Source organism: Pseudomonas sp. G(2018) (genome assembly GCF_005502415.1).
GTDB lineage: Bacteria > Pseudomonadota > Gammaproteobacteria > Pseudomonadales > Pseudomonadaceae > Aquipseudomonas.
On sequence record NZ_SCOO01000002.1, the window covers coordinates 170,161 to 190,063 of the forward strand.

Genomic DNA, 19,903 nt, shown 5'->3' on the forward strand with positions numbered 1-19,903 from the left:
GTGGGAGCGAGCCTGCTCGCGAAGAGGACATCACATCCAACATCACTGTTGAAGGATGCACCGCTTTCGCGAGCAAGCCCGCTCCCACAGGTTGAATAGCTCATGTGGCATCCCTTGCACAGAGTTCCGAGATCATTTTCAAGCGACGCCTGGCTTCGCTGACGAACGGGTTGCGTTCGTCCCAGGCGTAGCCGGCCAGGATCGAGCTGATCATGCGACGGATATCCGGCGAGCCGCCCTCATGGTAAATCACGTCCTGGAAGGTTCCGGCGTACCAGCCTTCGACGTAGCAGCGGAAGGTGTCGACGCCGCGCTTGAGTGGTTCGGCGAACTCTTTTTGCCAGTCGACGGCTTCGCCTTGCAACTGACGGTGCAACACCCCGGCGGCCATGCTCGCCGAACGCATGGCGATGGTGACGCCGGAAGAGAACACCGGGTCGAGGAATTCTGCGGCGTTGCCCAGCAGCGCGAAACCCGGCCCATGCAGGGTTTTGACGTTGGCCGAGTAACCTCCGATGGTACGTGCTGGCGTATCCCAAACGGCGCTGTCCAGCACGCCGGCCAGGCTTGGTGTCTCGGCAATGAAGCCGCGCAGGCAGTCGTCCAGATTATCGGTGCGACCTTCGAAATGCTCGGCGGCCGCGACCACGCCCACCGAGCATCGCCCATTGCTGAACGGGATGGTCCAGAACCAGATATCGCGGTGGGTCGGATGGGTGGTGATGAGGATCTTGGTGCGGTCGAAATTCGGCTGGTCGATATGGTCTTCGACGTGGGTGAACACCGCCTGGCGCACCGGGAAGTTCGACGGTGCTTCGAGGTCGAGCAGGCGTGGCAGCACGCGACCGTAACCGCTGGCGTCGAGCATGAAATCGGCCTCGACGCGGTATTCGCTGCCATCCTCGCGACGCACGCCAAGCCGCGGTTTGGCGTGTTCGAAATCGACGCTGACGATGGCTTCGCCGTAACGGATTTCCACGCCTTGCAGTGCCGCTTGATCGGCCAGCAACTGGTCAAAATCAGCGCGTTGGACCTGGAAGGTCGTCGGTTTTCCGTGGGTGAAGGTGTCGCCGAAATCGAAGGCGCTGTACCGCTCGCCCCAGGCAAACGCGGCGCCGGTCTTGAGCTGAAAGCCGGCGGCGTTGACAGCGTCGAGCATGCCCGCCTCTTCGACGAAATCCAGGCAATGGGACAGCAGGCTTTCGCCGATGGAAAACCGTGGGAAATGCTGACGCTCTATGACCAGCACATCATGTCCCTTGCGCTTGAGCAGTGCGGCGGCAATGGCGCCCGAAGGGCCTGCGCCGATGACCACGATCCGGCGATGTTCCATTTCAACGGTTGGCATGAGGGCTCCTTGCCGGGACGGCAGCTTTCAGGGGAATCCGGTGCATGCCGGCCAGTGCCGGCAGCAATGTGGCGATCAGGCCCATCAGCATCAACGCAAAGTACAGCGCCGGGCTGATGAGTTGTTGTTGCAACAAAAGGTTGAGAAACACGATCTCGCTCAAGCCGCGAATGTTCAGCAGCACGCTTTCGCGCCAGCGGCTGGCGCCCTGGAACGAGGCGCCGGCCCAGCCCAGTCCGAGCCAGTTGCCCAGCAGTTTGCTGGCAATCGGCAACAGCAGCAGCGCCGCCAATTGCACCCAGCCGAGGCTGTCCATGGCGCTGTGCACGTTGATCTGCACGATGCCGAAGGTGAGGATCAACGGAATGGCCATGTAGGTCTGCAAGCGGCTCATCCAGATCGCCGGCAGCGGCAGTACCAGTGGCGCCTTCAGTGCGGCCATGATCAGCACATAACCGATGCCGAAAATCAGCGCATTGAGCTTGTAGTGTTCGGCCACCACCAGCAGGGCGAAAAAGCCCAGGCTGTACAGCCACAATTGGCGCAGGCCCAGCAGCCTCAGCAGTACCGGAAGACAGGCTCCGGCCAGTGGCAGCAACAGGCTGCTCAGGTGCAGGGTGCCTTGGGCGACGGCGAACAGGCTCCAGCAGGTGAGGTCGATGAGGATCGCAGTCTGCACCAGCCGGCGGGTGGCGGCGGGCGGGTAATCGATATGCCGCAGGTACAGGTACAGCACCGGGATCGCGGTAATGGCGAACAGCAGGCCCACCGCCAGGGAGCTGATCCAGGGCTGCGGCGGCAACAGCCAGATCGCCGTGGCCAAGCCGCAGGCGAACGGAATGCAGAAACTCGGCAGGGCGATTTTCAGGCTCTGGCGGTCCAGGTGCAGGTCGATCACGTCGCTGAGGATATAACCCAGCAACAGCGCGAAACTCAGGCTGTAGAGGTTCTTCAGCCAGAGCGGCGACACCAGTACCGCGCCGCTCAACTGCCATTGTGGTTCGATCCAGAAATACATCAGCAGCGGCAGGCCTACGGTCGCCAACAGCAACTGGCTGACGATCGGGATCAGGCCGAAGTGGCGACCGACCCGGGTCGCCACGGCAAACAGCGTCAAGGCCATTACCCAAAACAGGGCGATCATCATGCTGTCGGCTCCGCGACCGTGGCCGCATGCACCTGGCGACCGGCCCAGGGGGCCAGCATGAAGCTGAACACCAGGCCCAGGCTGACCGACAGGCCGAAGTTACTCACCGCCGGCGTACTCGACACCGCCAGCAGGCCGAACGACAGCCATGTGGTCAAAGCCGCCAGCAAGGTGCCCAGCAGGCTCACGGCCGCGCCGCCCACCTGTTCACGCATGAGGATCGCATAGTCGACACTGATCGCCGTCACCAGCAGCAGGCCGAACAGGCTGAACAGGGTCAACGGTTGCCCCAGCCAACCGAGGCTGGCGAGACTGCACAGCGCGGCGAGCAGCGGCAGGGAGACGATGCGCAATGCGCCGCCGAAGCCGAACGGCAGGATCAATACCAGCACAATCAGTACGCAGGACGCGAGTTTCAGTTCGGCGGCACTGATTTGTGTGTCAGCGAAGACTTTGTTCAATTCACCCAGCCGATCCACCAACTGCACGCCCGGCAAATCTTCGGCCTGGACCCGCAGCAGGGCAGGGTTGTTCAGGCCTTGCAGGCTGACCATCGCCGCCACGCCATCCGCGGTCGGTCCCAGCCACAACAGGCGATAAGGTTCGGCCAAGGGTCCGGCCAGCGCGGCGTCGATGTCTTCGACGGGCAGCGCCTGCAATGTCGTCAGCTCCGCCTGCAGTGCCTCGACCGGCACGCCGACATCGAGCAACGGCTGCCAGAACTTCGGCAGTTTGCCCAGCGCTTCGCGCAACTGCTGCTGTTCATTCGGCGGGCTGACCAGTTGATTGAGCGACAGGAAACCCTGGAGTTTTTCCAGGTTGACCAGTTGATCCAGGCGTTCGCTCAAGGCGGACTGGCGCTCGAGCAATTGCTGTTGATCGGCCGCCTGCACAAGGAAGAACTGGCTGGTGGGTTGATAACCGGTAATCCGCGCAATGGTTTGCGCCTCGTCAGTCAATTGCTGCGGTGCGCCGACCCATTGGCGGATGTCATTTTTCGTTTCCAACTGCACCAGACCACCGACGCAGAAGGCAATCAGCAGCGCCAGCAACACCGGCGTATGCAGGCGCTTGAGCAGTGCTTCTCGACAGCTCAGCAACGACTCCGAAATGCGCAGCGGCCACTGTGCCGGACGCAGTTCCACACCCTTGAGCAATGCCGGCAGCAGGCACACGGCAGACAAATAGGCACCCAACAGGCCGGCGGCGGAGAACACCGCAATCTGGGTCAGCGCCGGGAATGGCGTCCAGGCCAGGGCCAGGTAGCCGATGGCACTGGTGATCAGGCTCAGGGTCAGGCCCGGCAAGGTCAGGCGCAGGGCCGGCCAGCTGTGCCAGGGTTTCAGGCTCCAGCTCTTGGACAGGTAATGCAACGGGTAATCGACGGCGACGCCGATCAGGCTCGAACCCAGTACCAGGGTCATCACATGCATGTGACCGAACAGCGCCACGCAAGCCACCGCGCCGAACAACATGCCCACCAGCACCGGAACAAAGGCCAGCAGCACGCGCCAGCGACGGAAGGCCAACAACAGCAGCAACAGAATCCCGACCGTGGCACCGCCGCCGACCCAGGTCATTTCGCGGGAGGCCTGCTTCTGACCGTTGGCGGCATACAGCAGGCCGCTGGCCGCCAGCAGCTGCGCGCCGGACTCGGCGGCTTCTTCGCGGCTGTGCTGGAGCAGGTCGGCCACTTGCAGCGGCAGGTTCATGTCGAAGGCGTTGCCGGTGGTCCGCGCGCGCAGCAGTACCCAATGTTTGCCGTCAGCCTCGGCAATCAGCGCGCCGCTGCCGATGTCCAGTTGCACCGCGCCGTGTTGCGGCTGGCTGTTCTGGATGCGCCCGGTCAGGCCCAGCCAGTCGTCCTGGCTCGGCACCAGGCTGAAACCGGTGAAGGGGTCGAACAGAGCCTGCACCCGTTGCTGAATGAAGGCGTCGGGATGTTCGATCAGTTGCTGGCGATCTTGCGCCGAAAGCATTGCCAATCGGCCTTGCAGCAGCTGCGTGCGCAGCGCCGGCAAATCGGCTTGCAAGTTCCACTGGACCTTTTCGAACAGGCCGCTGGCCTGCCAATGATCCCCCAGTTTCTGCGCCATGTTGATGGCTTGTTCGCGATTTTCATGGCCAACCAGCACCAGCATTTCGCGGTTCAGTGGTTCTTGCATGCGTTGTTCGGCGCGCAGCTCCAGGGCGTCCGGCGCGGTGCCGGGCACCAATTCCATCAGGTTGGCCGACAGCGGTGCGCCGTCGCGCCATTGCCAGCCCGCGAGCGCCAGCACTGCCAGCAGCAGGATCAGAAACAACCGCGGAAGCATCCGTTCACTCGGCAAAGTCATGTTGCTCCGCGTCGCTCAACGGTTGGGCGTTGGTGCTGTCCTGCATGCGCAACAGGGTGCTGTCACCCTGGGTTTCCAGCAATTCGATGCTGTGCACCAGTTCGCCGCCGGTGATGTTGATCTGGTTGAACACTTGTTTGAGCAGCATCGAGCGTGGCACCAGTGTCAGTTTCCAGTTCTGTGGGTCACCACTCAGTGAGAGTTCGAAATCCCGTTGCAGCCCACTGCTATCACCTTGCAGCACGGCGAGGAACAATCGGTTCTGCTCGGCACCGGCGCTTTTGCCCGGCAGCATCTGCCAACCGCTGGGATCACGTCGTGCGATGCCCTTGTCGGTGATGCGGTAATCCTGCTGCAGCGGCGTTTTCAGCAGCCACAGCAAGCCGTGGTTTTTTGCCAGGACGAAGGTGCCCTTGCTGGTCAGTGGCTGCGGCAGGGCGCGCAGGTGTTTCTCCTGGACGAAGCTGCCGTGGATAACTTCGGGCTTGGCCAGCTGATCGCTGAGCTGTTGCAGATCGAAGGCATGGGCGAAGGAGGACAAGGCGAGCAGCGCCAAAACGCCGAGGCCTTTGCAGAGCGGGTTCATGCCAACATCCTTTCGACGGCGTCGGTGAAGACCTTCGGCGAAGCCAGTTGCATCTCGCGGCTGCCCATGTCGACGGCGACCTGCACGGAAACGGCGCGGGTCAAGCGTTCGCCGGTTTCCAGGTCGCTGATCAGGTAGTTGATCTTCAGTCTGTTCTCCCACTCCACCAGATTGGCGCGCACGTTCAGCTTCTGACCGAACACCGCGCCCCGCACGTAGCGCAGTTGCAGGTCGATCACCGGCCAGGCGTAGCCCGATTCGGACATGGCGCTGTAATTGTGGCCGATCTTGTCCAGCAACGCGCAGCGGGCGATTTCCAGGTACTTGACGTAATGGCCGTGCCAGACGACGTTCATGCTGTCGACGTCAAAGAATGGCACGAGGATTTCCGTATCGGTGTGGAGCACTCCCTTGCTACGCATGCAGCCTCCAGTGTTGTTCGGCGATGCGTTGCAGGCACAGGCGCAATTCGCCTTCCAGCGCGCGGTCTTCGATGACCGGCGGGAAATCTTTGGCCAACTCTTCGTGCATGGCGGCCAGCGCTGGCGGCAACGGGCGTGAGTCTGCGGACTGTTCACGCAGCCAGACGCCCTGATTGGCGGCCAACAGCGTGGCGGCGGCGACCTGTTCGGTCAGTTCCAGCACGCGAATCGCATCACGGGCGGCGATGGTGCCCATGCTCACCTTGTCCTGGTTGTGACACTCGGTGGAACGCGAGAACACGCTGGCCGGCATGGTGTTTTTCAGCGCTTCGGCGGTCCATGCACTGGCGCCGATCTGCACCGCCTTGAAGCCGTGATTGAGCATGGCCCGCTCGGCGGAGGCACCGGACAGGTTGCTCGGCAAACCATGGTTGTAGCGCTCGTCTACCAGCAACGCGAGCTGACGATCGAGCAGGTCGGCGACGTTGGCCACGAGGTTTTTCAGGCTGTCCATGGCGAAGGCGATGTGGCCGCCATAGAAGTGCCCGCCGTGCAGCACACGCTCGGCCTCGGCATCGATGATCGGGTTGTCGTTGGCGCTGTTGAGCTCGGTCTCGATGAATGAGCGCAGCCAGTTCAGGCTGTCGGCCAGCACACCGAGGACGTGGGGCGCACATCGCAGGGAGTAGCGGTCCTGCAGGCGATGCAACGGCGCGGTCGGTGCGTCGATCGCCAGGTCCTTGCGCAACCACGCGGCGACCTGCATCTGCCCCGGATGGGGTTTGGTAGCGAACAGACGCTCATCGAAGTGCTCCGGGTTACCTTGCAGGGCGACCACGTTCAGCGCGGTGATGCGGGTCGCCAGTTGCAGCAGGTAGTCAGCGCGGGCGTAGGCCAGGCAGGCAAGACCGGTCATCACCGCCGTGCCGTTCATCAGCGCCAGGGCTTCCTTCGGACGCAGCACCAGTGGTTGCCAGCCGAGTTCGCGATGCACATCGGCGGCCTGACGGCGTTCGCCACGGAACATCACTTCGCGTTCGCCGGACAGGGTTGCGGCGACATAGGACAACGGCGTCAGATCGCCGCTGGCACCGACCGAGCCTTCTTCCGGAATCAGCGGCAGGATGTCGTGTTCAAGGAACGCTTGCAGGCGCTCCAGCAGCTCCACGCGCACCCCGGAAACGCCATGGCACAACGACTGCAACCGCGCCGCCAGCACCGCGCGGATGGCCTGGGCGTCGAGCAGTTTGCCCAGCCCGCAGCCATGGAAGGTGTACAGATGACGCGGCAACGCCTCGACGTGATGCAGCGGCACCGCCACCACGCAGGAATCGCCGTAACCGGTGGTCACGCCATAGATCACGCCTTCCTTGTCCAGCAGGGAATCGAGGAAGCGCGCGCCCTTGGCGATGCGCTCACGGTACGCGGGGTCGCTCTGCAGCTGCGTGGGTGCCTGGCGGTTGGCCAGGGCCAGCACGTCTTCGATGCGCAAAGGGAGTTCGCCGAAGGTTACCGGCTCAAGCGTTGGCGTCGTCATCGGTCTTCCAGAAAGGGTAAAAGTTGAACCATTGTTGGGGCGCTTCGAGGCAATAGTGACTCAGGCGCCCGGCATAACGGGATGCCCACTGATGAATGACCTGCTCGCGGTCTCCGCGTTTCCAGGTGATCGCCTCAGCGAACGGCTCCAGCGTCAGTCGATAATCGCCGTCGGGTTTCTTCAGGCACAGCAACAGATTGACCGGGCATTTCAGCAGGCCGGCCAGCAGCCATGGCCCTTGCGGAAATTTCGCCGGGTGTCCCAGGAAATCCACGGTCACGCTGCGCCCGCCATGCAGCGGCACGCGGTCGCCGGCAATCGCCAGCCACTCGCCACGCTCCAGGCGTTCGTGCAGTTGCAGCATGATCACCGGGTCCAGTTCGCTGACCTGAATCAGGCGCAGATTGGTGGCACCGGCTTCGCCCAGCAAGCGATTGAATTGTTCGGCGTGCTTGGTGTGCACCAGCACGTTCATCGTCACCTTCTCGCCGATCTCCGCCAGCGCGCGGCAGACTTCCAGGTTGCCCAGGTGCGCACCCACCAGCATCTGTCCGCGGGTGCCGCGCAACTGGTTGCGCAACAACGCCGGGTCGATGATTTCGATCTGTTCGATGCTCAGCTTGCCGTTCCACACGTCGAGCTTGTCGAGCATGGAATCGGCGAAGGCCATGAACTGGCCGAATACCCGCCAATGGGTCGGACGCAATTCGCTGCGGCCGCTCCAGTCGGCAAGCCGCTGCTGGTACTGCCAGGCGCTGTGACGGGCGCCGCGACCGAACAGGAAAAAGTACAGCACGATGCCGTACAGCAGGGGACTCAACAGCCGGCGACCGAGGACTTTGGCGGCGAACGCCGTGAATTTCATCAGCCAGAAGCTGCCGCGTTCCTCGCGGTCGGCCCAATGTTGCTTGTCGACGTTCATGTTCGCCACCGCCGCCAGAGAATCAGGGGCAAGCGCAGCAGCATGCCGAAGAACAACCGGGTGTGCATGCTCGAAATCAGCACGTTATCGTGGAACATGCGGAAATGCGAAACGCCGTCCAGAGGGTAGTGAACTCGGGTTTGCAGCCATTGCATCGGCTGATCGCGCCAGGACAGGCGCACCAGGATGTCCGAATCGAAATCCATGCGCTTGCCGATCTTAGCGGTGTCGATCAGCGCCAGTACCGGCGGCAACGGATAGACGCGGAAGCCGCACATGGAGTCGCGGATCTGCAGTGACAGGGTATTGATCCAGACCATGACGTGGGTCAGGTAGCGGGCGTACAAGCGACCTTTCGGCACACTGGCGTCGTACAGGGGATAGCCGCAGATCACGGCCTCGGGATGAGCGCGGGAGTGTTCGATGAAGCGTTGGACGTCTTGCAGGTCGTGCTGACCGTCAGCGTCCACCTGCAAGGCATGGCTGTAGCCAAGGCGTGATGCTTCACGCAGGCCGGTCATCACCGCACCACCCTTGCCCTGATTGGCGGCCAGGCGGATCAAGTGAACCTTGTCGCGCTGGGCCAGTTGATCCAGGACCGTGGCGCAGGCTTTGTCGCTGGCATCGTCCACCAAAACGCAGGGCAGACCGCTGGCGAGCAGTGCCTCGACCACCGTGGTGATCGCGGTTTCGTGGTTATAGACCGGGATGACGGCGCAGGGGTTATGCATCTGCCGCCTCCAGCAGAATCCGCCCACTGGAGCAGGTGGCGGTTTCATTGCGATAGGCGAAATACAGTTTGCCGCGGGTCGGGTCGAAGCGCAGGTGCAATTGCACTTCATCGCCGGGACGCACCAGTTGCTGGAACTTCAGCACTTCCATGCCGGCAAATTTTTCCGGCAGGTTCATCAATTGCTGGCCCAGCCTCAGCGCCCACTCCACTTGCACCACGCCCGGCAGCACTGGCGCCCGGGGGAAGTGGCCGCTGAAATAGGCCAGGTCCGGTGGCACGGCCAGTTGCAGGCTCCACTCGCCCTCGGTTTCGATCTGTTCCAGCACCTGCGGCGCCTTGGGACGCGGCGCCAGCAGCAGGGCTTCGACATCAGCCTGGGGCAGTTTGCCTTGAGCGTTCAGCGGCAGTTGCCGCAGCAAACGCCAGCGCCGTGGCAGGGCCAGGGCTTCGCAGTGTTGGCTCAGATGTTGGCGCAAGGTCTCAGTGAGGCTGCGTCGGCCTTGATTGCGCAGGGCATGCAACCCCGCTTCGCTCAGTACCAGCAGTGCCCCCAGTGAAGCGCGGTTTTCCTGAACGACACCCAGCCGCGCTTCGGCGACCCAATCATGAGCCGTCAGCGCCTGCTCCAGCATTGGCAAGGAGATACGCTTTTCTTCCAGTTTGACGATACGGTCCAGCCGCCCGAGCAGTTCGAATCGGCCATCAGGGGCGATTCGCGCCGCATCGGCGGTGTGTTCGACATGGCCGGCGGGCAAGTAGGGCGAGGCGATGAGCAGTGCGCCGTCTTTGTCCTGGCTCAGCGCGACATCGGCGAAGGGCTGCCACAGATCGTGCCCTTGACGCCAGGCAATGCCACCTGTTTCCGAACTGCCGAAAATTTCGGTCGGCCATTGATGCAGGCGCTCGTGCAGACTTTGCGCGGCCTCGGCTGGCAATGCGCCGCCGGATGAAAACACCCGACGCACCGCGCTCAAGGCCGGCCAGTCGAGGTTGTCACCCATCCGTTTGAGCAGCGCCGGGCTGGCGACCCAGGCGAAGGCCGGGTGCAAACGGCTGGCGCGTTGCAGATCTTCCGGAAAGGCCAATTGCTTGCGCACGAACGGGCGCCCGGCGCAGAGCGGCCAAAGTACCCGAAACAGCAGGCCGTAAATGTGTTGGGTGGCGACACTGCCAATGATGCACGCCTGGCCCAGATTGGCGCCCCACAGTTGCTCCAGGGCTTGGACTTCATTGGCCAGTTGGCGCAGGCTTTTTTCGATGCGCTTGGGTTCGCCGCTGGAGCCGGAGGTGCACAGGCTCAGGGAACAGCGATCCAGATCCAGTGCCGCAGCGGCCAGTGGCGGGTGCTGGAAATCGTCCAGACGGGCGTCATCGGGTTGATCGGTGAGCCACAGGTCGACTTCGCCCGACCAGCGCTGGCGAGTCTGGGCTTGCAGGTCGGCCGGCAACAAAACGCTGACCCCGGCACGCCACGCGCCGAGCAGGGCAATCGCCAGGTCGGCGGCGTCCTCAAGGTGCACGGCGATGCGATGCACGCCTTTGGCTTGCAGGCCGGCGGCCAGGTTCAGGGCCTGTTCGCACAGTTGTGCGTGATTCAGTGCCGGTTCGGCCGTTACGGCCCGCTCCGGCTGAGCCTTGAGCAGCAGGTGCTCAAGTTTTATCCAATTCATGGGTGGCCTCGTACCCGTTGTCGTATGAGCCATTCAATGGCAAACATCAGGCCTATCAAGCCGTAGGAAATCAGGCCGGTGTACAACATCCACCAGCTCAGCGGCGCCCAAAGCGTCAGGGCGGCCGCGCACAATCCGTTGCACAGAAAAAACACGCTCCAGGCGATGGTCACCTGTCGGGTATAACGAACGCCCTTGGCGGGTAACTGCGGTTCACGCAGGCGGGCCAGGCGTTCAACCATCGGCATGCCGTAGATCAGGCTCACGCCGAACAGCACCAGCATGAAACCGCTGATCAGGACCGGGTACCAGCGCAGCAGGGCCGGGCTGTCGAGCAGCGCCAACAACAGACAGAATACGATGGCCACCATGGCCATCCACCGACTGCCCGGTCGCCGCCGTCCGGTCAGCGCACGCGCCAGCCACAGGCTGCCCAGCAGCAAACCGAACTGCCATGGCGCGAAATGTTCCATGCCGAAATACACCGCGAAGGGGTACAACAGGCCTGCCAGCAGCAGGCCGAGGCCGATCAGTCGGCTCATGCGACCGGTTGAACCAGACGGTAGACCGCCTCGACCACGTCACTGACGGTACGCACCGATTTGAATTCCTCGGCGGCGATTTTCTTGCCGGTCTGACGTTTGATGTGATCGATCAGGTCGACTGCATCAATGCTGTCGATTTCCAGGTCCTGATACAGGTTGGATTCAAGGCTCACGCGCTCGGGGTCCAGTTCGAACAGCTCGACCAAGGCATCGCGCAGTGTGTTGAAAATGTCGTCACGAGTTTGCATGGTCCGGTCTCAAGCTGCCTGTTTTGCGGTGACGAACGCCGCAAGGCTCGCCACGTTGCTGAAGTGATTACGAGTGTCCTTGGCGTCGGCGTCGATTTTGATGCCGTACTTTTTCTGGATGGCCAGGCCCAGTTCCAGGGCGTCCACCGAGTCCAGGCCCAGGCCTTCGCCAAACAGCGACTGTTGATCGTCGATGTCGTCGGCGCTGATGTCTTCGAGGCCGAGGGCTTCGATGATCAACTCTTTGATGTCCCGGTTCAGGCTGTCAGGGTTCAGATTGCTCATCTTCGGCGAGCTCCTTGATGAAGTAAGAATGCAAATAGTCGTTGAGCTTGCGCGAGGCCTGAGGGGGCGGGCCCAGCGCGGCGAAGGTCTGTGGGTCTATATCGGCGCCGACACGAAAACTGAAGTGCACGCGGCGTTTCGGGATCCGATACCAGGGCTCGGCCTTGGTCAGTGTGGTCGGGCTGACCTTGATGACCACCGGGGTGAGGATTTTCGCACCCCGCACGGCAATTGCCGCGCCCCCCCGATGAAAGGCCGGCGCCTGCCCCGGCCGGGTGCGGGTGCCTTCGGGAAAGATGATCAGGGTCTGTCCGTTTTTCAAGGCATCGGCGGCGGCATCGAGCATGTCCATGCTGCCGTCGTTGCTGATGTATTCGGTACGGCGCAGGGGGGCGCGGGTAAACGGGTTCTCCCAGAGGCTCTGCTTGACCACGCAGTTGGCGTGGCGCACCAGGCCGATCAGGAACACCACATCGATCAGCGAAGGATGATTGGCGACGATCATTTGCCCGGGGCGTCCAAGTTTTTCCGCGCCCTGGATGTCGTAGGTAAGCACACCGGCGCGCGCCATGAAGCGGACAAAAAACCAGAAGCAGCGACTGACGGTTTGTCGTGCGCGCAACCGATGGGTCTGGGCATCGCCCGGCAGGCAGCTCAGCAAAGGGAAAACCACCAGGCGCAGGCACAGCCCGCCCAGCCCGAACAGGGCGAAGCTTGCGGCGGTGGCCAGCAGGCGCCAGTAATAGGCGTCGCGGTTCTTTTCGGTCACGGGTTGCGTTGCCAGGTCCATACACGATTTTTCCAGGCATGTTGGCAAGTGGTTTGCTGGCCAAGCAACGTACGCAACAGGTTCAGCGCGTGCGGCCAACGGGGTTTGGACAACGCATCCGCTGGGCTGTTCAGGGACAACTGCCAGTCATTGCCGGGCGTGATCAGCAGGCCTACGGCATAAGGAAAAGGCACATCGTCGATCCAGGTCGAGTAAGCCTCGGGCGGTTGTTCTTCGGTCACTACCAACAATACCGCGGGTGCGCCTTCCTTGAGCAGGGCTGCGGCTTCCAGCATGCCGTGTTCCAAGCCATCACCGGCAGCGGCGAGGGCGGTCATTTCACTGGTTTCGCCGCGCATGATCGACCACAGACCGATGATCGCGTTATGTACCGACAGGCTGAACTGTGTCGGCGACAGCGGCTCGTCGGCGGCCAGATCGCTGAGAATGTCGAACGTGCGGGGGGTTTCGCCATGACGGGAAACAAATACCAGCGGCAGGTCCTGACGGCCCTCGGCCAGAGGCCAGCCGACACTGAACGCCATCCGCGCCAGACGGCTGAGGCGTCGGCGTTGCATGGCGGGCAGGAACGACACGTCGGGAGCGGCATCGCTGACCGGCAGCACCACCGGCTGTTGGCTCCAGGCCTGCCAATCGTCCACGCTTTCGAGCCCCGGGGCCCACGCGCGCCACTGGGCGATGTTGAAATTGATCACAGACATTCATCCCGCCCCTGCGGGCTTCTTGACGCGGTGAGTGGGAGAAGACCACGACTCACTCTACGTGGCGCCTGGCGCCGTGTGGTGCGCATTATCCCGGTGCCGGGAACCTGTAGCAAATGCTGGTTACATTTTGAACAGTAAGATGTACCGGTTAGTTCGCGAAAACCGCACATTTGACAATTATTCACATCGCTATCGGCCCGTCTGTCGGCTCTGGCGGAAGCCCATGCCCCGAGTTTGCCGCATATTTGGCGGGAGATTGCCGATGACCCTGTAGTCCCTGTGTCAGCGAGGTAGCTAAGCCATGCCGTGGACTACTACACTCGGTCATTCTTTGATACACGGAGGTTTTTCACATGCGGCGCGTGGTGTTCAATCAGAAAGGTGGCGTGGGCAAATCCAGCATTGCCTGCAATCTGGCGGCGGTCAGCGCCAGCGAGGGCTATCGCACCCTGTTGGTGGATCTCGATGCCCAGGCCAACTCCACTCAATACCTGACGGGACTCACTGGCAATGATATTCCGATGGGTATTGCCGATTTCTTCAAGCAGACCCTGTCGTCCGGGCCTTTCGCCAGGAAAAACCAGGTCGATATCTACGAAACTCCATTCGATAACCTCCACGTCATCACCGCTACGGCTGAGCTCGCGGACTTGCAGCCCAAGCTTGAGGCCAAGCACAAGATCAACAAGCTGCGTAAATTACTGGAAGAACTCGACGAAGATTACGATCGCATCTATCTCGACACACCGCCAGCGCTGAACTTTTACGCGGTTTCGGCGCTAATTGCCGCCGATCGCGTGCTGATTCCTTTCGATTGCGACAGTTTTTCGCGCCAGGCGCTTTATGGCCTGCTGGCGGAAATCGATGAATTGAAGGACGACCATAACGAAGGCCTGGAAGTCGAAGGGATCGTGGTCAATCAGTTCCAGGCCCGCGCCAGCCTGCCCCAGCAAATTCTCGACGAATTGATCGCCGAAGGATTGCCGGTGCTGCCGGTGTACCTGGGCAGTTCTGTGCGTATGCGCGAATCCCACCAGGCCAACACACCGTTGATCCACCTCGACCCGCGGCACAAGCTGACGCAACAGTTCGTCGAACTGCATAACCTGCTCGAGAACGCCTGATCCCCAATGTGGGAGCGGGCTTGCTCGCGAAAGCGAAGTGTCAGTCACCATCAATGTCGACTGTCAGACCGTTTTCGCGAGCAAGCCCGCTCCCACATTAGCTTGTGGTGGCTTCAAATCCCCTGACTACGTAACCAGCTCATCAACTGCGGCAACGGGAAGGCCCCGCTCTGGCGTGCGATTTCCCGTCCGTTCTTGAACAGAATCAGGCTGGGAATCGAGCGAATCCCCAGTTGCGCTGACAGCTGCTGATTCGCCTCGCTGTCCAGCTTGGCCAATCGACACTTGCCCGCCAATTGTCCGGCCGCCTGTTCGAATACCGGCGCAAAAGACTTGCACGGCCCGCACCAATCCGCCCAAACGTCCACCAGCAATGGCAGATCGCCCTTGATCTGACTGGCGTAGTCGCCTTGCTTTAGTTCGAAGGGTTTGCTGAGCAGGACTTCGGTCTTGCATCGCCCGCATTTTGGCTGATCGCCGAGGCGCTCGGCGGGGATGCGGTTGAGGCCGTTGCAGTGAGGGCAGGGGATGAAGAACGGGTCGGACATGACGGATGATCCAGTAGGAAGCGGGTAGTCTTTATCTGGAGGCACCCGCTCGAATTTTCAATTGCGCTTCGGTTCACGACGAGCAACTGATCTCCAGATGCTTGCCCCATTCTGGCGGCCGCTGCGCGTAGCTCTCCATCCCCGGCTGCTCCTCGAACGGTTTGCTCAGCACCGCGTGCAGGCGGCGGACTTCCGAGTAGTCGCCCTTTTCTGCCGCATCGATAGCGTTTTGCGCCAGGTAGTTGCGCAGGATGTACAACGGATTGACTGCGTGCATCCGTTGGCGACGTTGCTCCTGGTCAAGCGTGCCCTCGCGGATTACCCGGGCGACGTAGAGCTCGCTCCAGGCGTCGAAGCCCTTGAGGTCGACGAAGTCATCGCGCAGACGACGCACAGCCGCTTCAGGTGATTCATTGCCCAGCCGGCGGAAGAACAGGCTGTAGTCGACGCCACTGTTCTGCATCAGTTGCAGCAGGTGTTCCAGCAGCTTCTGGTCATCCTCTTCTGCGGTGGTGAAGCCCAGGCGACGGCGCATCAGGTCCAGGTAATGGGCCTGGAACAGCGGCAGGTACAGGCCGAGGGTTTCGCGCAAGGCCTCGACGCTGATGAACGGCGTCAGCGCCTGGGCCAGGGCGCTGAGGTTCCATTGGCCAATGGGTACCTGGTTGCTGAAGGAATAGCGGCCCTGATCATCGGAGTGGTTGCAAATGAAGTTGGCATCGAAGTCGTCGAGGAAGGCAAACGGGCCGTAGTCGAAGGTAATACCGAGGATCGACATGTTGTCGGTGTTCATTACCCCGTGGCAGAAGCCGTAGGCTTGCCACTTGGCAATCAGCTCGGCATTGCGCTCTACGATCTCGCGGAACATTGCCAGATACGGTTCAGGTTGTTCCAGGCACTCTGGAAAATGCATGGCGAGGACGTGGTCGCCAAGCTCTTTCTGCTTTTCGGGGCGTTTGGTGTAGTAGAAATATTCGAAGTGCCCGAAGCGCACATGGCTCGGCGCCATTCGCAGCACCATTGCCGCGCGCTCCTGTTTTTCGCGCCAAACAGGGGTGTCAGAGCCGATCACGCACAGTGCACGAGTGGTCGGGATATTCAGCGCATGCAGGGCTTCGGAGGCGAGGAATTCGCGGATCGAGGAACGCAGTACCGCCCGTCCGTCGCCCATGCGCGAGAACGGCGTCTGCCCGGCGCCCTTGAGGTGCAGGTCCCAATGCTCGCCGGCTTCGTTGTACACCTCACCCAGCAACAGGCCACGGCCGTCGCCCAGTTGCGGGTTGTAGGAACCGAACTGATGCCCTGAATAGACCATCGCCCTCGGGATCGCGTCGGCCCAAAGCTTGTGGCCGCTGAACAACTCGGCGAACTCTTGGGTTTCGGCCACGGCCGGGTCAAGATCCAGCAACGCCATGGCGGCGGGACTTGCCACCACCAGGCGCGGGTTGTCGATCGGTTCGGGCAACACATGGGCGGAAAACGCATCGCCCAGGCGGTCGAAGCGATTATCGAAGGTCAGTTCGTCGAGGGCTTTCAAAGGCCGTCTCCAGCAGAATGTCCGAGCATTCTGCTGGGGAATGGCCGGTTAGTCGAGTTTGGCGGCGGGCGGCTCTTGCGCTGGCGCTGGCTTGCCATCGACCATCGGCACGATGGTTTTCGCTTCCGGCTCGATCGGCACCATCTTGTATTCCTGGCCGTGGAGGTTCTTGAGGTAGACCTCCATCTGCCGGAACGAGATGTTGATGTGCTGCTTCTTGAACTCGCGGTTGATGAAGCGGTTGACCTCATCGAGTACCGGGTTACGGTCGCCGAGGTCACGCACATGCATGCGCAGCTCGTGATCGAGGGTGCTTTCACCGAAGTTCAGGAAGTACACGTGCGGCTCCGGTTCCTTGAGTACCCGTGGGTTTTCCCGCGCGGCCTTGAGCAGCAGTTCCTTCACCAGGTCCAGGTCCGAGCCGTAATCGACCCCAAGCTTGAGCGTCACCCGGGTGATGGTGTCGGTCAGGGACCAGTTGATCAATTGTCCGGTGATGAACGTCTTGTTCGGGACAATGATGTCCTTGCGGTCGAAGTCGGTGATGGTCGTGGCGCGGATGCGGATCTTGCTGACCGTGCCCGACAGGTTGCCGATGGTGATGGTGTCGCCGATCCGCACCGGGCGCTCGAACAGAATCATGATGCCGGAGATGAAGTTGGCGAAGATCTCCTGCATGCCGAAACCGAGGCCTACCGACAGCGCCGCTACCAGCCACTGCAACTTGTCCCAGCTGACGCCGAGGGTCGACAGGGTCGAGACGAAGCCGACGCCGGCGATCACGTAGGACAGCAGCGTGGTGGTGGCGTAGGCGCTGCCCTGGGCCAGGTTCAGTTTCGACAGCACGAAGACTTCCAGCAGACCCGGCAGGTTGCGCGCCAAGGCGAAGGTGATGCCGATGATGATCAGGGCGCCGAGCATGTCGCCGATGCTGATCGGCACCATGCTCATGTTGGCGCCGGTGCCGCTGGTGTATTCGTAGAGGGTGATGTTGTCCAGGTACGAGAACACCGTGATCAGGTCGGCCCAGGCCCAGTACAGCAACGCCATGAAACCGCCGAGCAGGGCCAGGCGAATCAGGCGCAGGGACTGTTCGTTGACCTTTTCGATGTCCAGGGTTGGTTCTTCGATCACCGCTTCGCCGTCGCTGGCCTCTTTCGCGGCCTGACGTTTGGTCAGGGCGCGCTGGTAGGCGAGGCGGCGTGCCGCCACGCTGAGGCCGCGCACGAAAGTGGCTTCGATCACCAGCCAGAACATCAGCAGGTACAGGGTGTTGATCAGCCGATCGCTGAGTTTCAACGCGGTGTAGTAGTAACCGAAGCACACAGCCACGAACAAAGCGATCGGCAAGGCGGTGAACATGATGGCCACGGCCTTGCGGAACAGCGATGCGTTCTCGTGGGTCGGGCTGCTCCATAGCAGGCGGCTGAGTAGCCAGGTCATCAAGGCGTAGCAGATGAGTACCACCGGCATGCCCAACACGTCGTCGGCCAGTGCCGCCGGTTGCAGCTCGGCAACCGCTACCACGGCGACCAGTGCCATGACCACCATGCCGAGCCGGCGCACCCAGCCGCGGAGGAATTCGACCTGGGGTTTTTCCCAGCGGAAATGCAGCTCGGCCACGCCGCCCGGAGCCAGGATCCGATAGGCGGTGTAGAACACCAGCCAGGCCTGGGCCATTTGCAGTAATGCTGCACCCATGTTGGCGTTCTGCCCACGGGCGTCGATTTGCAGGGCCAGACCACACAAGGCCAGGCCCAGCGACACCGGCATCGCCAGCAAAATGTTGATCAGAATCGCCTGCGGCGTATGCCACTGGCTGTCGCGCTTGAAGTGGCCGATGTCCTGGTGAACCTTGTTCAGTCGGGCGTACAGGCTCTCGCGGCGCCACAGCAGGGCGCCGATCAACAGCGCCAGAGGCAGGAACAGCAAGGGGCGCTGGGTCAGGCCGTCGGTCAGTTCACTCAGGCTGGAGGCCAGGGGAAGTGTATCGATCTGACGTTTAAGGCGGTCCGGCACGCTGCGGAACCATTCAGGATCGAGCGGCTTGTTACTGGGAATCCAGAACATCTGCTCATCGAGCGTCGCGCGCAGGCTTTGCGCGGTGCTGAGCAGTTGCTTCTGGTTCAGTTGCAAGGTGATGGATTCGTTGAGTACGGCGCTCAGTTCGCGGTTCAGCCGCTCCAGCAGGTCCGCACGGGTGGTGGCCAGCTCCAGCAGGCTCTTGCGCAGCTGCGGGGTGACTTGCTCGGGCGGTTGGGTCGACAGCAGGTTGTCGACGTAGGTGGTCGGGTTGCTGAGCAGCTCCCGTTGCTGGCTGACTTCGAACTGATACAGACGAATGTCGGCGATCTGGTCGGCCAGATCACGGTCGACCCGCAGACGCGGCAAGGCCTGTTTCTGTTTGTAGAGAATCTTGGAGAGCAGCAGGCTGCCCTTGAGTACGCTGATTTGTTCATCCAGGGCCGAATCGCTCTGGGTCACGCTGTCCAGTTGTTGCTTGGTCTGCAGGTTCTGCTGGGTGACTTCGTTGAGGCGGTCAGTGCTTTTGAGCAAATAGTCCGAGAGCTTCAGGTTGGCCGCGCTTTCGGTCGCCAGCAGGCTGCTGCCACCGGCCTTTTGCGCTTCGATGGACTGCTGCGTCACCGTCTCCTGGGATTGAGCCAGGCGCTTTTGGTTGATCAGGTTTTGCAGCTCCTGGATTTCCCGATCCAGCCGGTCGGATCGCTCCGACAGCAGGTCATGCTGGCTATTGCCCAGGTCTTGCAGCTGAGTGTTGCCGGCCAGTTCCTGGCGACGCAGCGGAATCAGCGCGTTGAGTGCCGAGAGTTCAGCATTGAGCTGGTCACGCTGCTCGGCGCTCAAGGTCTTGCCGGCGTCCTTGCCGGCCTTGAGGATATTGTTGATCTGCTGGATGCGAGTCTGGCTGGCGGAAATTTCCGCCTGGGCGCGCTCGGGGCGAGTCTGGGCGGTAATGATCAGGCTGTTGGCTTCGGCCAGCGCCTTTTGCAGATCGCTTTGCTGGGTAGAGCGCTCGGTGAGCATTTGCTCAAGCTGCTGAATCGACTCTTTGGTAAAGCGTTGCGCAACCGGCACCACGTTGCTGGCCTTCAGACGCGTCAGCTCACGCTGGTTCTCGACGGTCTGTTTGGGGGCCGTGGCCAGTTGCTGCTTGAGGTCGCTGAGTTTCTGCTCGTAATCACGCTGGTTGTTGAGCTGTGTCAGCGTGCCTTGCAGGACCGACTGCAGGGCCTTTTGATCGGCCTCCGGCAGTTTGCGGTCGGCGATTTTGTCCAGGCTCGCCTGCACGGTTTCGCGGGTGGGTGGCTCGGCAGCTTGCAGCGTGCCGACGGAGAGACTCAGGCCCAACAGGACCAGGACGAAAAAGGTGCGCAGGCTTGACATAAAGACCGATCAAAAA

The 19,903-nt window shown here is 61.8% G+C and carries 18 protein-coding genes; 1 reads left to right on the forward strand and 17 read right to left on the reverse strand.

Annotated features, from left to right (window positions below; translation table 11 throughout):
- Positions 1–100: 100 nt before the first annotated feature.
- Genes FFS64_RS02865 through FFS64_RS02930 form a run of 14 tightly spaced genes read right to left on the reverse strand, consistent with a single transcriptional unit; the run spans position 101 to position 13,270 of the window.
- Entirely contained in the window at positions 101–1,348 is a 1,248-nt protein-coding gene (locus FFS64_RS02865) for an NAD(P)/FAD-dependent oxidoreductase (RefSeq protein WP_137804144.1), read from the reverse strand.
- Positions 1,335–2,495: a sodium:proton antiporter gene (locus FFS64_RS02870; protein ID WP_137804145.1), complete on the reverse strand. Its 1,161-nt coding sequence runs from the start codon at positions 2,493–2,495 to the stop codon at positions 1,335–1,337. The genes FFS64_RS02865 and FFS64_RS02870 overlap by 14 nt, the downstream gene beginning before the upstream one ends.
- Complete coding sequence (locus FFS64_RS02875; protein ID WP_137804146.1) at positions 2,492–4,831, reverse strand: MMPL family transporter; 2,340 nt, start codon at positions 4,829–4,831, stop codon at positions 2,492–2,494. The genes FFS64_RS02870 and FFS64_RS02875 overlap by 4 nt, the downstream gene beginning before the upstream one ends.
- Entirely contained in the window at positions 4,815–5,417 is a 603-nt protein-coding gene (locus FFS64_RS02880) for an outer membrane lipoprotein carrier protein LolA (protein ID WP_137804147.1), read from the reverse strand. The genes FFS64_RS02875 and FFS64_RS02880 overlap by 17 nt, the downstream gene beginning before the upstream one ends.
- Positions 5,414–5,839 (reverse strand): thioesterase family protein, encoded by a 426-nt coding sequence (locus FFS64_RS02885; RefSeq protein WP_137804148.1) that lies wholly within the window; start codon positions 5,837–5,839, stop codon positions 5,414–5,416. Before FFS64_RS02885 ends, FFS64_RS02880 begins: the two co-directional genes overlap by 4 nt.
- Positions 5,832–7,376, reverse strand: a complete 1,545-nt coding sequence (hutH, locus tag FFS64_RS02890; RefSeq protein WP_137804149.1) for a histidine ammonia-lyase — start codon at positions 7,374–7,376, stop codon at positions 5,832–5,834. Before hutH ends, FFS64_RS02885 begins: the two co-directional genes overlap by 8 nt.
- A complete protein-coding gene (locus tag FFS64_RS02895; protein ID WP_137804150.1) occupies positions 7,357–8,298 on the reverse strand; it encodes a glycosyl transferase in 942 nt (313 codons plus the stop codon). Before FFS64_RS02895 ends, hutH begins: the two co-directional genes overlap by 20 nt.
- Entirely contained in the window at positions 8,295–9,029 is a 735-nt protein-coding gene (locus FFS64_RS02900; protein ID WP_137804151.1) for a glycosyltransferase family 2 protein, read from the reverse strand. The genes FFS64_RS02895 and FFS64_RS02900 overlap by 4 nt, the downstream gene beginning before the upstream one ends.
- A complete protein-coding gene (locus tag FFS64_RS02905; RefSeq protein WP_137804152.1) occupies positions 9,022–10,701 on the reverse strand; it encodes an acyl-CoA synthetase family protein in 1,680 nt (559 codons plus the stop codon). The genes FFS64_RS02900 and FFS64_RS02905 overlap by 8 nt, the downstream gene beginning before the upstream one ends.
- Complete coding sequence (locus tag FFS64_RS02910; RefSeq protein ID WP_137804153.1) at positions 10,698–11,243, reverse strand: hypothetical protein; 546 nt, start codon at positions 11,241–11,243, stop codon at positions 10,698–10,700. Before FFS64_RS02910 ends, FFS64_RS02905 begins: the two co-directional genes overlap by 4 nt.
- Positions 11,240–11,494, reverse strand: coding sequence for an acyl carrier protein (locus FFS64_RS02915; RefSeq protein ID WP_007993766.1), 255 nt, complete (start codon positions 11,492–11,494; stop codon positions 11,240–11,242). Before FFS64_RS02915 ends, FFS64_RS02910 begins: the two co-directional genes overlap by 4 nt.
- Before the next feature lie 9 nt (positions 11,495–11,503).
- Complete coding sequence (locus tag FFS64_RS02920) at positions 11,504–11,779, reverse strand: phosphopantetheine-binding protein (RefSeq protein ID WP_137804154.1); 276 nt, start codon at positions 11,777–11,779, stop codon at positions 11,504–11,506.
- Positions 11,760–12,569: a 1-acyl-sn-glycerol-3-phosphate acyltransferase gene (locus FFS64_RS02925; protein WP_137804155.1), complete on the reverse strand. Its 810-nt coding sequence runs from the start codon at positions 12,567–12,569 to the stop codon at positions 11,760–11,762. Before FFS64_RS02925 ends, FFS64_RS02920 begins: the two co-directional genes overlap by 20 nt.
- Positions 12,545–13,270: a beta-ketoacyl synthase chain length factor gene (locus FFS64_RS02930; protein WP_137804156.1), complete on the reverse strand. Its 726-nt coding sequence runs from the start codon at positions 13,268–13,270 to the stop codon at positions 12,545–12,547. Before FFS64_RS02930 ends, FFS64_RS02925 begins: the two co-directional genes overlap by 25 nt.
- Positions 13,271–13,626: 356 nt before the next feature.
- Between FFS64_RS02930 and FFS64_RS02935 the strand changes: the two genes are divergently transcribed.
- Complete coding sequence (locus tag FFS64_RS02935) at positions 13,627–14,397, forward strand: ParA family protein (RefSeq protein ID WP_095192209.1); 771 nt, start codon at positions 13,627–13,629, stop codon at positions 14,395–14,397.
- Between the two features lie 113 nt (positions 14,398–14,510).
- Here FFS64_RS02935 and trxC read toward each other — a convergent pair whose 3' ends face one another.
- The 3 genes from trxC to mscK form a co-directional block, all read right to left on the reverse strand.
- The gene (gene trxC, locus FFS64_RS02945) at positions 14,511–14,945 is read right to left on the reverse strand and encodes a thioredoxin TrxC (protein ID WP_137804157.1); all 435 of its coding nucleotides are present in this window, start codon (positions 14,943–14,945) and stop codon (positions 14,511–14,513) included.
- A gap of 73 nt (positions 14,946–15,018) precedes the next feature.
- Positions 15,019–16,482: a protein adenylyltransferase SelO gene (gene selO / locus FFS64_RS02950; protein ID WP_137804158.1), complete on the reverse strand. Its 1,464-nt coding sequence runs from the start codon at positions 16,480–16,482 to the stop codon at positions 15,019–15,021.
- Between the two features lie 48 nt (positions 16,483–16,530).
- Complete coding sequence (gene mscK / locus FFS64_RS02955) at positions 16,531–19,887, reverse strand: mechanosensitive channel MscK (RefSeq protein ID WP_137804159.1); 3,357 nt, start codon at positions 19,885–19,887, stop codon at positions 16,531–16,533.
- Positions 19,888–19,903 lie beyond the last annotated feature (16 nt).

What these genes read in the sequence shown, in the direction of transcription:
- FFS64_RS02865 (WP_137804144.1), bottom strand. Translation starts at nt 1,348, where the DNA reads ATGCCAACCGTTGAAATGGAACATCGCCGGATCGTGGTCATCGGCGCA.
- FFS64_RS02870 (WP_137804145.1), bottom strand. Translation starts at nt 2,495, where the DNA reads ATGATGATCGCCCTGTTTTGGGTAATGGCCTTGACGCTGTTTGCCGTG.
- FFS64_RS02875 (WP_137804146.1), bottom strand. Translation starts at nt 4,831, where the DNA reads ATGACTTTGCCGAGTGAACGGATGCTTCCGCGGTTGTTTCTGATCCTG.
- FFS64_RS02880 (WP_137804147.1), bottom strand. Translation starts at nt 5,417, where the DNA reads ATGAACCCGCTCTGCAAAGGCCTCGGCGTTTTGGCGCTGCTCGCCTTG.
- FFS64_RS02885 (WP_137804148.1), bottom strand. Translation starts at nt 5,839, where the DNA reads ATGCGTAGCAAGGGAGTGCTCCACACCGATACGGAAATCCTCGTGCCA.
- hutH (WP_137804149.1), bottom strand. Translation starts at nt 7,376, where the DNA reads ATGACGACGCCAACGCTTGAGCCGGTAACCTTCGGCGAACTCCCTTTG.
- FFS64_RS02895 (WP_137804150.1), bottom strand. Translation starts at nt 8,298, where the DNA reads ATGAACGTCGACAAGCAACATTGGGCCGACCGCGAGGAACGCGGCAGC.
- FFS64_RS02900 (WP_137804151.1), bottom strand. Translation starts at nt 9,029, where the DNA reads ATGCATAACCCCTGCGCCGTCATCCCGGTCTATAACCACGAAACCGCG.
- FFS64_RS02905 (WP_137804152.1), bottom strand. Translation starts at nt 10,701, where the DNA reads ATGAATTGGATAAAACTTGAGCACCTGCTGCTCAAGGCTCAGCCGGAG.
- FFS64_RS02910 (WP_137804153.1), bottom strand. Translation starts at nt 11,243, where the DNA reads ATGAGCCGACTGATCGGCCTCGGCCTGCTGCTGGCAGGCCTGTTGTAC.
- FFS64_RS02915 (WP_007993766.1), bottom strand. Translation starts at nt 11,494, where the DNA reads ATGCAAACTCGTGACGACATTTTCAACACACTGCGCGATGCCTTGGTC.
- FFS64_RS02920 (WP_137804154.1), bottom strand. Translation starts at nt 11,779, where the DNA reads ATGAGCAATCTGAACCCTGACAGCCTGAACCGGGACATCAAAGAGTTG.
- FFS64_RS02925 (WP_137804155.1), bottom strand. Translation starts at nt 12,569, where the DNA reads ATGGACCTGGCAACGCAACCCGTGACCGAAAAGAACCGCGACGCCTAT.
- FFS64_RS02930 (WP_137804156.1), bottom strand. Translation starts at nt 13,270, where the DNA reads ATGTCTGTGATCAATTTCAACATCGCCCAGTGGCGCGCGTGGGCCCCG.
- FFS64_RS02935 (WP_095192209.1), top strand. Translation starts at nt 13,627, where the DNA reads ATGCGGCGCGTGGTGTTCAATCAGAAAGGTGGCGTGGGCAAATCCAGC.
- trxC (WP_137804157.1), bottom strand. Translation starts at nt 14,945, where the DNA reads ATGTCCGACCCGTTCTTCATCCCCTGCCCTCACTGCAACGGCCTCAAC.
- mscK (WP_137804159.1), bottom strand. Translation starts at nt 19,887, where the DNA reads ATGTCAAGCCTGCGCACCTTTTTCGTCCTGGTCCTGTTGGGCCTGAGT.